Below are 14,623 nucleotides of genomic sequence, written 5' to 3'. Positions count from 1 at the left end.
TAGTTTTGTTCGGTCTTAAAACGAAGTTTTTACTCGAATAACTACTCCTTTTCACTTGACTTACTACCACTAGACTCATTGTTATCCATTTTTTCACACTCCTTTTATTCTAAAGGAATCCAGACAGATTACAAGAGGTTGGGCAATACCGTCACAAAGTCTACATACAATGACTAAAATTGCATGACCCTTACTTTTCGATTTCTTTCTTTGGAATGCTCGGAATGAATTTCGATGTTCGCTTGGCATAAGCCTGAAAATCGGGGCGGTCCTTGTATTTCTTTTCAAGAAGTGGCACGCCGGATACGAATAAAAGTAGCAGTGTGATAATGATGGGACCAATAATGCCCCACAGACTGGTTGCACCAATGATGCTCACTAGAAAAATTCCCCACCAACTGAGCGCCTCGCCAAAATAATTCGGATGGCGTGTATATTTCCAGAGCCCCGTCATGATGAGTTTACCTTTATTGGCTGGATTCTTTTTGAAACGGCGCAATTGTTCGTCTCCCACGACTTCGAAAAAGAAACCGATAATCCAAATCGCGATTCCTGCGTAGTTCCACCAAGCCAGTTCGTTTGCGGGTGTTGTATTCACAAGTAGAATCGGCAAACTAATAATATAAAGCAGCACGCCTTGCAAAATAAAGACGTTCAAATACGCTTTTAGTTTCGCAAAATTTGTCCCCCAACGTTTGCGCATATTGACGTAGCGATAGTCCTCCGGTTTCCCGATATTTCGATTCGCCAAGTGTAGAAAAAGGCGCATGCCCCAAATAAAGACGAAAATCGTTACCATCAAGCCTTGCGTTGTCATCTCGCCACCGAAAAAATACGTATAGAGCGCGACAATAACAAATCCTGGTCCCCACGCTAAATCGACAATCGAGTTATTTTTTAATTTTTGCGCCCATAGGAACAAAATTGTAAAGTAAATCCATAATAATAAGCCTGCTATCCAATATACCATCTTATGTTTCCTCCCCTTCATCTAACTGCATTCGAATCGCAATCGCCACGCAGCCCTCGCCCGCACTCATCGCAATAATCGATGAAATCTCCATCATGTAGGCTGGCGGCTTTCCAACGATGCCCGTAAACAATGCCTCATATTCCGCCGCTCGTTCTGGCGTGTGCGCATGGACAATCGCATATTCTGCTACTTCGGCCCGCGCGACCATTTTCTTCACGCGCGACGCAATTTTCTTCGTGCTACTCTGTAAGCTAAAAGCAATATCGCTCACCGTTCCAGCGCCAGTATCAGACAGCGAAACGACCGGCTTCAAGCGCAACGTATTGCCAATCGCGCCCCCTTTTTCACCGAGGCGTCCCGATCGAATCATCGCATCCAAATTCGGCACACTGACAAAAATCTTCGTTTGCGAAATGCTCTGCGTCACGAACGACTGCACTTCCGCAAACGTTTTTCCAAGCGCAATTTGTTCTGCCGCCGCCTTCACGAGCAATCCTTGCGCACCCGAATTCTGCCGCGTATCCAGCACCACAATATCCCGCGACACACTCTCCGCCGCTTTTTTCACCGTTTCATGCGTACCGCTAAGTTTTCCCGATACCGTCAAAACCAGCACATGCTCATAATGATTCGCCAAAAATGACAACTGATTCGCGACCGCTTTCACACTCGGCTGAGAAGACGTCGGATACGCATCACTACCTTCCAAACGCTCAAACAACGTTCCCGTATCCATCGTGACCTTATCCAAATAATCATTCCCAGCAAGCGTGATGTGTAGCGGAATAACCTGAATTTGGTAGTCCTCCATCACACTCTGTGGCAAATCCGCCACCGAATCCGTCACCAACGCAATCCGATATTTTCGATGATGAATCACGTCAAATTGATTTTGCATATCATCCACTTTCTGCTGCACCATCACGCCATAATCAGCCAAATAAGCACAAACCGCGCGTGGCTCATCCGTATGAATATGTACCCGAATTTTCACATCCGTTCCCGCAACAATCAGCGAATCCCCAAACGACGCCAATCCTGATCGGATCTCGTCCACGTCCAGCCCCTCGCCCTGCAACAAAACCTCCGTGCAATAACGAAAAACCGGCGCCTGATCCAACGCTTCCTCCTTCACCAACTGCGGCAAACTTGCCGTCTCCGCCACATATACCTCGTCATTAATCACAGACGTAAACCCTTCAACAAACGTGAAAAAGCCCTTCGCACCAGCGTCCACGACCCCATTATCCCGCAAGACACGCAACATATTCGGCGTGCCCTCCAAAGCCGTTTTAGCCTGTTGCAACGCATGTATTAACACCTCTTGAAAAGTCGCGCTATGATGCTTCGCCTGCGCAATCGCCTCCGACCACGCCCGAATCACCGTAATCATCGTGCCTTCCACTGGATTTCCCATCGCGTTATACGCATAATCAGCACCGCCCGCGACACTACGCGCAAAACAGCCTAACGAAACACGCTTATCATCCGATAAATGAACGTGCATACCATTCACATATTGCGCAAAAATAATCCCCGAGTTCCCACGAGCACCGAATAAAGCAGCTTCTGAAATCGTATACAGCGTCTCTTTTGCCGATGCTGCCATTTTCGACTCTTCCACAATCGATAACATCGTCGACGCGAGATTGCTCCCCGTATCACCATCCGCCACCGGAAAAACATTGATCGCATTCAGCCCATCCTTTGCATCAATAACTGCCTTGGCTCCACCCAAAAAGGCATGATACAACTTTTTACTATCTAAAAAATCCGTCATCGTTCCCGTCCTCACTTTCATGAAATCTGCCATACTCTTGCTAGCCAAAATACAATGCCCGACGTTGCTGCCGTAATAAACGCGCCCCAAACCAAATCAATCACCGTGACAAATACTGGCCAATCTTTTAGCGTCGCCAAGTTCGTTAAATCGTATGTCGCGTAACAAAGCAAACCTAAAAATGCTCCTGCAAAAATCGCAAATTGGAGGCTGTCTTTTGCAAGCGCTGGTTCAATAACGAAAAAGACCATCCCAACTATAAACAAAAGATAAAACAAAAGTGCCGCGCCAAATCGGATATTCGTTGCCATCAAATCACCTAAATAATGCTTATATAGATTTTTAGCAATGACTCCTAGCCATACAGCGTCAATCACTAAAAAGACAACAAAGGCGATTCCAGCAAGCTTCGCGAAATAAATCATCGTGAATTCCCCCTTCCTGCTTTCTTTACCCGTTCTAACATCAAATTATAGCAATGAAGTAGTATTTTTAGCTATTTTTCTGTTTGTGAATTTTGTTACATGAAAAACAGGTTTCCTGCTAATCAAGAAACCTGCATCTATATTCATGATTCTGTTTGTACTTTTTCTGATTCCGTGGAAGCTTTCACTTTCCCTGCGATGTGGCCAACAGGATCGGCTTCACGTGCCCGTTTTACCGTACTGCCGAGTTTTTCAATTGGCGCGGAATCCCGCACGCGTTTTGCTGTATCCACAATTTTTTCTTTCGGATGGAAGCCTTCTTTTTTAACGATAACTTCCGACTCAGATGTAGCTGCTGTTTCAAGCTGTTTTTTCGCAATCGAAAGCATCAGTTTCATCCGATTTAGCTGGTTGACTGAACTCGAACCCGCGTCGTAATCGATGGACATGATGTTTGCGCTCGGGTACATTTTTTTCAAGCCTTTGATCATGCCACGGCCTGTAATATGGTTCGGCAAACACGCGAATGGCTGCAAGCACGCGATATTCGGCACATCACTATCCAGCAACTCAATCATTTCGCCCGTCAAGAACCAGCCTTCTCCCATCTTGTTTCCAAGCGACAACAATCGGCTCGCTTTTTCCGCGATGACCTCAATATTTTCAGGCGCCTCAAATCGCTTACTCGCGCGCAAAGCATCCGACATCGGCTTCCGATATTTATTGATCATTGGAATCGCCAAACTATGCTTCGCGAACGATTTCACCTTCGACATCCCGAACGTATTCGCTGCAAAATGACTGTCATAACAACAATACAGCAAGAAATCGACAAAATCAGGCACGACCGCTTCCCCGCCTTCCTCCTCAATCACGCCAACAATATCATTATTCGCACCAGGATGGAATTTCACTAAAATCTCCCCGACAACGCCAACTTTCGGCTTCACTTCCTCTTTCAACGGCAAACTATCAAAAGCCATCACCATTTCCTTGCAAAATTTCGCGTACGCCGCTTGACTATAATTCGCCAGCATCTCCTTGCCCTTTTCGATAAAATGATGGTGCAGTTTATTCGCGCTACCCGGAATCACCTCATAGGGACGCGTCTTATACAACATCCGGTCCAAGCCGTCACCAACACAAAGCCCAACCAAGAAACGAACACCGACTTTTGGCGTTATTTTGAATCCCGGCTGTTTTTCCAAGCCATTAGCGTTCAGCGAAATCACCGGAATATGATCCAAATCCGCCTGTCCTAGCGCCTTTTTCAGCATCGAAATATAGTTCGTCGCGCGGCAACCACCACCCGTTTGCGTCATCAAAACCGCCAAATTATCCAGATCATAGTCCCCATGTTTGAGCGCATCCATCATTTGCCCAATCGTCAAAATCGCAGGGAAACACGCGTCATTATTCACATAACGCAATCCTTCATCCACCGCGCGCGGCGTCACAGCAGGCAATACTTCCAGCTTATACCCAACCTCACGCCCCGCAGCTTCCACCAACTCGAAATGCGTCGGAGCCAGTTGCGGCGCCAAAATCGTATAGTTTTTTCGCATCTCTTTCGTAAACATCACGCGTGGCTTCGGCGCTGGCATCTCCGTCGGCAACACGTTATGACGCGCCCGCTCATCCATCGCCGCTTTTAACGAACGAATCCGAATCCGCGCCGCACCCAGGTTATTAATCTCATCAATTTTTAGCAACGTGTAGACTTTATTATGCCCCTCAATAATTTCCTGCACCATATCCGTCGTAATCGCGTCCAACCCGCAACCAAAAGAAGTCAGCTGCACAACCTCCAGATTCTCCTGCTCCGCGACAAAGCTCGCCGCCCGGTAAAGCCGCGCATGATATTTCCACTGGTTCTCGACACGTAACGGATGCTTGATTTCGCCAAGATGCGACACCGAATCCTCCGTCAAAACCGCCATCCCATTCATCGTAATCAACTCCGGCAAACCGTGATTCACCTCCGGGTCAATATGATACGGATGCCCACAAAGCACAATCCCGCGAATCTTGTTTTTCTCGATATATTCGAGCGCCTCTTCCCCTTTTTGGCGAATATCATCCCGGAAGTTCCGAGCCTCTAAAAGTCCCGCCGCAACCGCAAGCTCCATCTCTTTTAGCGGTATATCAGGAAACGCCTCATGCATCCCTTTCACTAGAGCCGCCTCATTATCCAACGTCAAAAATGGCGCAATCAGCGGTACATTCTCTTCTTCCAGCGCATCAATATTCACGCGAATCACTTCTGGATATCCCGCAACCACAGGACAATTAAAGTTATTCGTTGCTTCGCCAAATTCCTTATTTTCATACACGACCGCTGGATAAAAAATCCTATCCACTTTCTTCTTAATCAAATCCATCACATGCCCGTGCGTCAATTTCGCCGGATAGCAAACCGCTTCGGACGCAATCGTTTCAATCCCTTTTTCATATAAATTCTTCGAGGATTTCATCGATAACTTCACCTGAAAACCGAGCTCCGTAAATATCGTGTGCCACAACGGATAATTTTCAAAAACGTTCAATGCCCGCGGAATCCCAATCGTCCCACGCGTCGCCTCGTCTTTTTTCAACGACTTATAATCAAACACGCGCTTGTATTTATACGCATACACATTCGGCAGCAAATTCTTCGTAGACTCCACCCGTTCGCCACGCTCACAGCGATTCCCACTGACAAACTTGCGATCATCGCCAAATCTCGTAATCGTTAATTGACAGGAATTACTGCATAAATTACATCTCGATTGGGACGTCTCCGCCTGGAATTCGCGCAATTTTTCCAAGACAAGGAGTTGCGTCACTTCCCCGGTTTCGTAGTTCTCCTTCGCAATTAGCGCCGCACCGTAAGCGCCCATCATGCCCGCGATGTCTGGACGCACAACTTCGCGCTCCGTCAACAACTCAAACGCCCGCAGAACCGCTTCATTGTAGAAAGTTCCGCCTTGCACGATGACCTTGTTCCCGATATCTTTTGGATTCCGCAGTTTAATCACCTTTTGCAAGGCATTTTTGACGACCGAATAAGCCAATCCCGCCGACAAATCCTCCATCTGCACGCCCTCTTTTTGCACCTGTTTCACTTTGGAATTCATGAATACCGTACAACGCGAGCCCAAATCCACCGGTTCCCGCGCCTGCAACGCCTTATCCGCAAAATCTTGAATCGACACGCCAAGCGTCTGCGCAAATGTCTCCAAAAACGAGCCACAGCCTGCCGAACACGCCTCATTTAACATCAAACTATCCAGCGCCTGATTCTTGATTTTCATACATTTCATATCTTGCCCGCCGATATCCAAAATAAAATCCACATCCGGCAAAAACTCGCGCGCCGCCCGATAATGCGCCACCGTCTCAATTTCCCCGACATCAATTTTCAGTGCAGCCTTAATCAGCGACTCACCGTAACCCGTAATCCCCGACTGCCGAATCTTCACCTTCTCCGGCAAAATTTCATACAAATCGCTCGTCGCATCAATCACAGACTGCAACGGATTTCCCTTATTACTATCATAAAACGAATACAAAATCTCATGATCCGCGCCCATCAACACCAGTTTCGTCGTCGTGGAACCCGCATCAATGCCCAAATAAACATCGCCCACGTAACTCGCTAAATCCCCGCGCGGCGCCTTCATCTGATTGTGCCGCTCCCGAAAAGCAACCAAATCCCCCGCACGCGTAAATAAAGCTGGCAAAATCGTCGTATCCGTCGCCATACTCGAAAAATCCAAATCACGCAACCGCGCAATCATCTCCGCAATCTCCACAGCCTCATCATTCCAGCCATTGTAAGCCGTTCCAAGCGCAATAAAATACTCCGCATTCGCCGGCGCAATAATGTCCGCATCCCGCATTTTCAACGTCTCCGTAAACCGGTAGCGCAACTGATCCAAAAACGTCAGCGGTCCGCCCAAAAACGCAACTTTTCCACGAATCGGCCGTCCACACGCCAGCCCACTTATCGTCTGCGTCACCACACTCTGAAAAATCGACGCCGCAATATCCTCTTTTCGCGCGCCCTCATTGAGCAAAGGCTGCACATCCGTTTTCGCAAAAACACCACAACGCGAAGCAATCGGATAAATCGTCTCCGCCCCTTTTGCCAGCGCGTTTAAGCCATTCGGGTCCGTCTGAAGCAGCATCGCAATCTGGTCAATAAACGCCCCCGTCCCGCCAGCACACGCATTATTCATCCGCTGCTCAATCCCGCCAGAAAAATAAACAATCTTCGCATCCTCACCGCCAAGCTCAATCACGACATCCGTCTCCGGAATCACCTGCTCCACAGCCTCCGTGCACGCGATAACCTCCTGAATAAACGCCACCTTCAAAAACTTCGCAATCGCAAGCCCCGAAGATCCCGTAATCTTAAAAGTCATCTCCGTTTCGCCACACGTCTTCTCTAAATCCTGCATAATTTGCAATGTCACCGCTTTAATATCCGAGAAATGGCGCCGATACGTCTGAAAAATAATCGCGCCCGATGCATCCATGGCCACCGCTTTTGCCGTCGTCGAACCTACATCTAAACCTACATGAATCATTTCCCTATCATTCCTTCCCCATAGCTATCATTTTGATTGCTCATAAAATCACAAAAATAAGCATAAATGAGTGATTACTCACTTTTAAAACCCACGAAATATTGTTACGCTATACACAAGGATAATTTTACACTTTTATAATAGAAAGTAAAGTAAAAACTAGGGACCCGCCCGAAAGCAAATCCCTAGTTCGTTATTTCCAATTAAAACAAGCTAATCCGACGAGCACTTTCCTCAATCGCCGCGTTCAAAATCTCATCTTTACGCGTTGGATCGTAATCCACGCCTTCTACAAACACGCTCGGCAATGTCTCCACTCCAATAAAATTCAAGATCGTGTTGATATAAGGCTCGCCATGCGTTTCCAAATCTGATTCACCCGTAGAATAAACGCCGCCACTTCCGTGAATTTGTAATGCTTTCTTATCTTTCAACAAGGCTTCCGGACCATTCGCTGTATAACGGAATGTTTTTCCAGCAACGACCACGGTATCAAAATACGCTTTCAACATTGGCGGGATACCAAGATTCCAAAGCGGTGACACAATCACATAACGATCCGCGTCCATGAACTGTTGTGTCAACGCGTCAAACTTCGTCAACTGTTCTTGCATCGCAGGATCTAGGTCCGTAAAAGCCTTGCCAGCGCGTAACTCATTCCCGGCTGCCAAGAAAGCCCCATCAATCATCGGAATATCTTGCTCGTACACGTCTACACGCTCAATCACGTCATCCGGATTTTCTTGTTTATACTTCTCCAAAAAAGCACTTGCTACAACCATGCTACGTGAAACATCGTCTGGAAGCGGCGATGCCTTAATAAATAATAATTTTGTCAAAGGGATTCAACTCCAATTTTTAATAATTTCTTTCCTATTTTAGCCCACTTATCTGGCCTCGTCAATCAGCCGACCTGTAAGCGCTTGACAAATCGGCAAAGCATGCTAAACTAAATACAGAAATTCACTAGTGTATCACGGTTATTAATACACTATTTTTCCAATCAAGGAACTGGAGGGATACGTCATGAAGCGCATCGAGCGTATTTATCAGTATATAAAGCAACACGACTATGACAATATAAAGCAACAATTGGAACAAAATGAAGGCATTACTGCAACGGAAGTATCAGATGCTCTCGACATTTTACGAAATAATGTCAGCATGGAGCTCAATGAACTGCACCGCCAAGGAAAAATCATCAAGATTGCCGGCCGGCCCGTTCGTTATTTTGATCGCCAAGCCATCGAGGAAAAAATCGAGCGGTTACTACCAGATGACGAACTCGAATTCGAAAATTGCCAGTCATTACTAAAAATTCTGCATCATAACATTGTGCAAAGAAGCCCATTCGACGACTTAATCGGATCAGACGCTAGCCTGCGGACACAAGTCGAACAAGCCAAAGCCGCTGTGCTCTACCCACCAAACGGCCTGCACACGCTCATCGTTGGGCAAACCGGCGTCGGCAAAACATTATTCGCCAACCTCATGTACCGCTATTCCCAGCACGCCGAACGCTTATCGAGCCAATCACCGTTCATCATTTTTAACTGTGCGGATTATTATAACAACCCGCAACTATTGATGTCTCACATTTTTGGCCATACGAAAGGCGCTTTTACAGGTGCAGAAAACGAAAAAGAAGGCCTCGTTGAAAAAGCGGACGGCGGTATTTTGTTCCTAGATGAGATTCATCGTCTCCCACCGGAAGGTCAAGAAATGATTTTCTACTTGATGGATACTGGCACATTTAATAAGTTAGGCGAAACGGATCGGCGTCGCAAATCGAATGTACTGATCATTGGGGCCACGACGGAAGACCCTGAGTCCTCTTTATTGCGCACTTTTGTTCGGCGGATTCCGATTGTGATTTCCTTACCAAGCTTGGAAGAGCGAACCGCCAAAGAACGCGTCGACCTCTTGAAAAACTTACTTTCAAACGAGGCACACCGTATTAGTAAGCCATTACGCATTGAAGACGAAGCCGCAAAAGCCTTGATCGGGAACACCACTTTTGGTAATATTGGGCAATTGAAATCGAATATTCAACTCGTCTGCGCGCAAGGTTTTTTAAATAGTTTTGATAAAGAGGAAGAAATCTTGATTAACTTTAAAACGCTGCCGATGAATATCAAAGACGGTTTTTTCCATTTTAGTGGGCGTAGAAAAGAGCTACAGGAAATTTCGAAATATCTCGATCCATACACGATAATTATGCCAGAACGCGGCAAACAGCTCATCAATTCCGACGAGTACGAGCCCGATTTCAACCTGTACAAAATCATCGAAGACAAGGCGTCTATTCTGATGGATCAAGGCGTGGAGGACGAGGACATCAAGAAATTCATCACGATGGACATCGATGTGCACCTCAATAGCTTCTATAATAAATTCAAAAATACGATACACGACCGCGAAAACATTTTAAAAATCGTCAATGAGGACATTCTGAATTTCACGGAAGATATCCAAATCAAGATTGAGCAACAACTCGGGAAAAAATTAAACGAGCGTTTCCTACTCGCTTTCAGTCTGCACCTCACATCATTTCTCAAACGAGCGCGTAGTAATAAGCCGCTGAAGTACACCAATATTGAGAATGTCGTCAATGATAAGCCGGAGAGTTATGCGATTGCGCGTGAAATGAAGAAAGAAATCGAAGCCGAATTTCAGATTCGCGTGCCCAATATGGAAGTCCTCTATTTGACCTTGCTAATCAGTTCGCTTCTGAAAGATCAAGAGGAAAATCGCGTCGCCGTCCTCGTCGCAACACACGGAAATAGTAGCGCAACAAGTATGGTCAACGTGGCGAAGAAGCTGCTTGGCGAAGGCCTCGTGGACAGCATCGATATGCCACTTGATCTCAGCCCGAAAGTCGTTCTCGACAAAATTACCCAACGTGCGCGGGAACTCGATATGGGACGTGGCGTCTTGCTGCTTGTCGACATGGGCTCACTCACCAGTTTTGGCTCGGTGATTTCTGAACGCACCGGCATCCCTGTTCGCACAATAGACATGGTTTCCACCGCTACCGTCATCGAAGCCGTCCGCAAATCCAACATTCTCGACATGGATTTAGACAGCATTTACGATTCGCTAAAAGATTTTCGCGGCTACGGCGGTTACGATTCCGAGGCTACCGCGACACTAAGCGATAAGCCACACGCGATCGTCACCATTTGCGCGACCGGCGAAGGCACTGCGGAGAAACTGCAAGCCTTCATCGAGCACATCCTAGAAACCATCACCACCGACAACATCAAAGTCATTCCCATCGGCGTCCATGAAGCCAATCAAAAAATCGAGCAGCTACAAGAGGAAAATGACATCCTGATGATTGTCGGCATCCACGACCCGAAAGTCCAAATTCCATTCCTGCCAATCGAGCGACTTTTTGCCAAAGATGGCGAGGATCAAATCATCCAGATCGTCAAACAACGCGATATTTTCATCAAAAAAAGCGAGACAAGCTGGATTGCCCGCGAAGTCATTGAGGACAGCCTCAGCGAATTTTTAACGTATCTCAATCCTAAAAAAATTCTGCCAAGCCTGTTGAAATTCGCAAGTATCCTCGAAACGCAGTTACAATACACGATGGAAAACACGCTCAAGATTAACCTGCTCATCCACGTCGGTTGCGCTATCGAACGCATGGTTTTAAAAGATAGCCTCACCTATCATGACTCGAGTGACGCCATCATCGGCACAACTATTTTTCAAGCAATTCAAGAAGCAAGTCACGCGTGTTTCCATCCGATGAAGCTAGCACTGACAAGCGATGAACAATATTATATTTATGACATCCTGACTAAAACACATCAAACAATTGAATAAAATAACCGCTCCTGCGAAAAAAACTCCTATTTATAAGTTTTTTTCGCAGTTTTTTGTTTTTAAGCCATCGTATTAGGGTAATAAACACTGTATGTACGGATTGATATTCTAGTACGCTATAGTATATCATTCAGCATCCCTACCGTATCAATCTACTAGCATACATAATTGATAAGGACACGTTAGCCCACATTTAGGCGCAATGAAGCACCACATAAAAATGAATACAAAACATTGGCACGCTCCTTGCAAATACATGAGGTGATGACAGAATCCTGACAAAGAGAAAAAGGAGGAATAACTATGCCAGTAGGTATCATTATTGGGACGCACGGTGAATCAGCCCGCGAATTGCTTAAATCGACAGAAATGATTATCGGTAAGCAAGATAACGTGGAATTCATCACCTTCGTTCCAGGGGAAAACACAGATACATTAATTCAAAAGTTCACTGACAAATTGGATGCGATTGACGCTTCAGAAGGTGTACTTTTCATGGTTGATTTATTTGGCGGCAGCCCGTATAATGCGGCGAGCCAGATTGCTTTACCGAAAGAAAAAATGGATGTCGTGACAGGCGTCAACATTCCGATGTTGCTTGAAACACTATCCATGCGCACAGTCAGTGGTTTTGAAGACTTACTTAACATAGCTCTTACAGCTGGTCGTGAAGGCGTAAAATCACTAAAACAATCACTGAAAAATGTCGAGGAGGATGATTTATAATGGAAATCCGTTTAGCAAGAATTGATGACCGCCTTATTCACGGTCAAGTAGCCACAGTTTGGACAAAAGAAACACAGGTAGAGCGTATTATTGTCTGCAATGATGAAGTTGCCAAAGACGAGATTCGCAGCACTTTGCTAAAACAAGTTGCACCACCTGGCGTTAAATCAAGTGTGGTAGATGTGGAGAAAGGGATTCGTGTATATAACAATCCAAAATACGAAACAACTCCCGTTATGCTACTTTTCACGAACCCAACCGATGTGTTGCGTTTCGTCGAAGCTGGTGTACCAATTACAACGGTAAACATTGGTGGCATGGCGTTCCGTGAAGGCAAAACCCAAATTACCAATGCCGTTTCAGTAGATGAAAAAGATGTTGCTGCTTTTAGAGCACTGAACGAAAAAGGCATTGAGCTTGAAATTCGCAAAGTTGCCGCTGACAGCAAAGTGATGATGATTCAACTGCTGGATAAAGAAGGTATGTAATTTTTGTGATTTTTGAATGAAAGTAGCACATTTCTTTTGCTCTATTCATTTATTTTTAGGAAAGCAAAATTGGGAGGGAATTTTATATGGATCCGATACAAATAGTTCTCGTCTTCCTTGTAGCTTGTATCTGTGGTATGGGAAGTATCTTGGATGAGTGGCAATCTCACCGTCCGTTGATCGCTTGTACGCTTACAGGTCTTGTACTTGGTGACATGACAACTGGTATTATTATTGGTGGTTCACTGGAAATGATCGCGCTAGGTTGGATGAACATTGGAGCAGCCGTTGCGCCAGATACAGCCTTGGCATCATTAATTTCTACTATCTTAGTTATTTCAGGGGGACAAGACATCAGCGTGGGTATCTCACTTGCGATTCCACTAGCTGCTGCTGGTCAAGTTTTAACAATTCTAGTTCGTACAATTACAGTCGGTTTCCAACATTCAGCGGATAAAATGGCGGAATCAGGGAATCTGAGGGGAATAGATCTGCTGCACGTCACGGCCTTGCTCCTACAGGCGATGCGGATTGCTATTCCAGTTTTAATCGTTGCCCTATCGATGGGTACAGATGTCGTAACAAACATGTTGAATGCCATTCCAGATTGGCTCGTTAACGGTCTAAACGTTTCCGGTGGCTTTATCGTTGTTGTCGGGTACGCGATGGTAATCAACATGATGCAAGCGAAATACTTAATGCCGTTCTTCTTCCTTGGTTTCGTAGTCGCAGCCTTCACCACGTTCAACTTAGTAGCACTTGGTGTTCTTGGACTTGTAGCAGCTATCATCTACATCCAACTGAGCCCTAAATATTATCTAAAAGAAGCACTTGCCCAATATGGTGCAGCAGGTGGCGGTGGGTCTAAACCAGCGAACGATCTGGATGACGACCTAGACGACTAAAAAAAGGGAGGTAACCAAATTATGAGTAACGAAACAGCAAAAGTAACTGTTGGCGAGAAAAAGCTAACAAAAGGTGATTTAATGGCCGTATTTATTCGTTCCAACCTATTCCAGGGTTCATGGAACTTTGAACGTATGCAAGCTTTGGGATTCTGTTTTACCGTTGTACCAATTATCAACCGCTTATATGAAGGCGAAGAACGTACCGAAGCCATTAAGCGGCATCTCGAGTTTTTCAATACGCATCCATACATGGGAGCTCCAATTTTAGGGGTAACCGCAGCGATGGAGGAACAAAAATCTAACGGGTCACCAATCGATCAGGCCGCTATCAATGGTATTAAAGTAGGTCTCATGGGACCACTTGCCGGTGTTGGGGATCCTGTCTTCTGGGGAACTGTTCGTCCGGTACTTGCCGCGCTTGGTGCCACTTTTGCATCGACTGGTAGTATCTTTGGACCGATTCTATTCTTCGTACTCTTTAACGCGATTCGCCTTGGATTCCGTTACTGGGGTGTTTTCTACGGGTATCGCAAAGGAACCGACGTAGTTTCCGATATGGCCGGTGGGGTTATTCAGAAACTGACGGAAGGCGCCTCGATTCTTGGACTGTTCGTTATGGGTGGTCTGGTTAACAAGTGGACAAATATCGATATTCCACTCGTTGTTTCTAAAACGACGAACCAAGAAGGAAAAACAACAACAACTACCGTACAAGATATTTTGGATAGCTTGATGCCTGGTATCCTTGCATTAGGTTTAACATTCGCTTGTATGTGGTTGCTGAAGAAAAAAATCAACGCACTGTGGATTATCTTCATGTTGTTTGGACTTGGTATTGTAGGTTATGTACTAGGAATTTTCGCAGTTCCTGGGTCTTGATTAGAGTTGAAAAACAGGGTCTAGGACATAACCCAA

The 14,623-nt window shown here is 45.8% G+C and carries 10 protein-coding genes; 5 read left to right on the top strand and 5 right to left on the bottom strand.

Annotation, left to right across the window (positions count from 1 at the left end):
* Window positions 1-190 precede the first annotated feature (190 nt).
* The 5 genes from EP58_RS07155 to EP58_RS07135 form a co-directional block, all read right to left on the bottom strand.
* Entirely contained in the window at window positions 191-970 is a 780-nt protein-coding gene (locus EP58_RS07155) for a DUF1295 domain-containing protein (protein WP_036091593.1), read from the bottom strand.
* Window position 971: 1 nt separating this feature from the next.
* Window positions 972-2,786 carry a DAK2 domain-containing protein gene (locus tag EP58_RS07150; protein ID WP_077917862.1) on the bottom strand — a complete coding sequence of 605 codons (1,815 nt, stop codon included), beginning with the start codon at window positions 2,784-2,786 and terminating at the stop codon, window positions 972-974.
* Entirely contained in the window at window positions 2,771-3,178 is a 408-nt protein-coding gene (locus tag EP58_RS07145) for a DUF2177 family protein (protein ID WP_036091591.1), read from the bottom strand. The genes EP58_RS07150 and EP58_RS07145 overlap by 16 nt, the downstream gene beginning before the upstream one ends.
* 143 nt (window positions 3,179-3,321) lie before the next feature.
* The gene (locus EP58_RS07140; protein ID WP_036091590.1) at window positions 3,322-7,749 is read right to left on the bottom strand and encodes a 2-hydroxyacyl-CoA dehydratase; all 4,428 of its coding nucleotides are present in this window, start codon (window positions 7,747-7,749) and stop codon (window positions 3,322-3,324) included.
* A gap of 203 nt (window positions 7,750-7,952) precedes the next feature.
* Window positions 7,953-8,588: an FMN-dependent NADH-azoreductase gene (locus tag EP58_RS07135; protein WP_036091589.1), complete on the bottom strand. Its 636-nt coding sequence runs from the start codon at window positions 8,586-8,588 to the stop codon at window positions 7,953-7,955.
* 187 nt (window positions 8,589-8,775) lie between these two features.
* Here EP58_RS07135 and EP58_RS07130 point away from each other — a divergent pair, with 187 nt between their 5' ends.
* The 5 genes from EP58_RS07130 (at window position 8,776) to EP58_RS07110 (ending at window position 14,587) form a co-directional block, all read left to right on the top strand.
* Window positions 8,776-11,586: a sigma-54-dependent transcriptional regulator gene (locus tag EP58_RS07130; RefSeq protein WP_036091587.1), complete on the top strand. Its 2,811-nt coding sequence runs from the start codon at window positions 8,776-8,778 to the stop codon at window positions 11,584-11,586.
* A gap of 303 nt (window positions 11,587-11,889) precedes the next feature.
* On the top strand, window positions 11,890-12,312 hold the full coding sequence (locus EP58_RS07125) for a mannose/fructose/sorbose PTS transporter subunit IIA (RefSeq protein ID WP_036091586.1): 423 nt from the start codon (window positions 11,890-11,892) through the stop codon (window positions 12,310-12,312).
* Entirely contained in the window at window positions 12,312-12,800 is a 489-nt protein-coding gene (locus EP58_RS07120) for a mannose/fructose/sorbose PTS transporter subunit IIB (protein ID WP_036091584.1), read from the top strand. Before EP58_RS07125 ends, EP58_RS07120 begins: the two co-directional genes overlap by 1 nt.
* 86 nt (window positions 12,801-12,886) lie before the next feature.
* On the top strand, window positions 12,887-13,705 hold the full coding sequence (locus EP58_RS07115; protein ID WP_036091583.1) for a PTS mannose/fructose/sorbose transporter subunit IIC: 819 nt from the start codon (window positions 12,887-12,889) through the stop codon (window positions 13,703-13,705).
* Window positions 13,706-13,726: 21 nt separating this feature from the next.
* Window positions 13,727-14,587 (top strand): PTS mannose transporter subunit IID, encoded by an 861-nt coding sequence (locus EP58_RS07110; protein WP_036091581.1) that lies wholly within the window; start codon window positions 13,727-13,729, stop codon window positions 14,585-14,587.
* The last annotated feature ends 36 nt before the right edge of the window (window positions 14,588-14,623 follow it).

Origin of the sequence: Paenilisteria newyorkensis, assembly GCF_000766145.1 — a bacterium.
Lineage (GTDB): Bacteria > Bacillota > Bacilli > Lactobacillales > Listeriaceae > Listeria_A > Listeria_A newyorkensis.
Note: the sequence above shows the minus strand (reverse complement) of the source record. Positions and strands in the feature narration are given on the sequence as shown.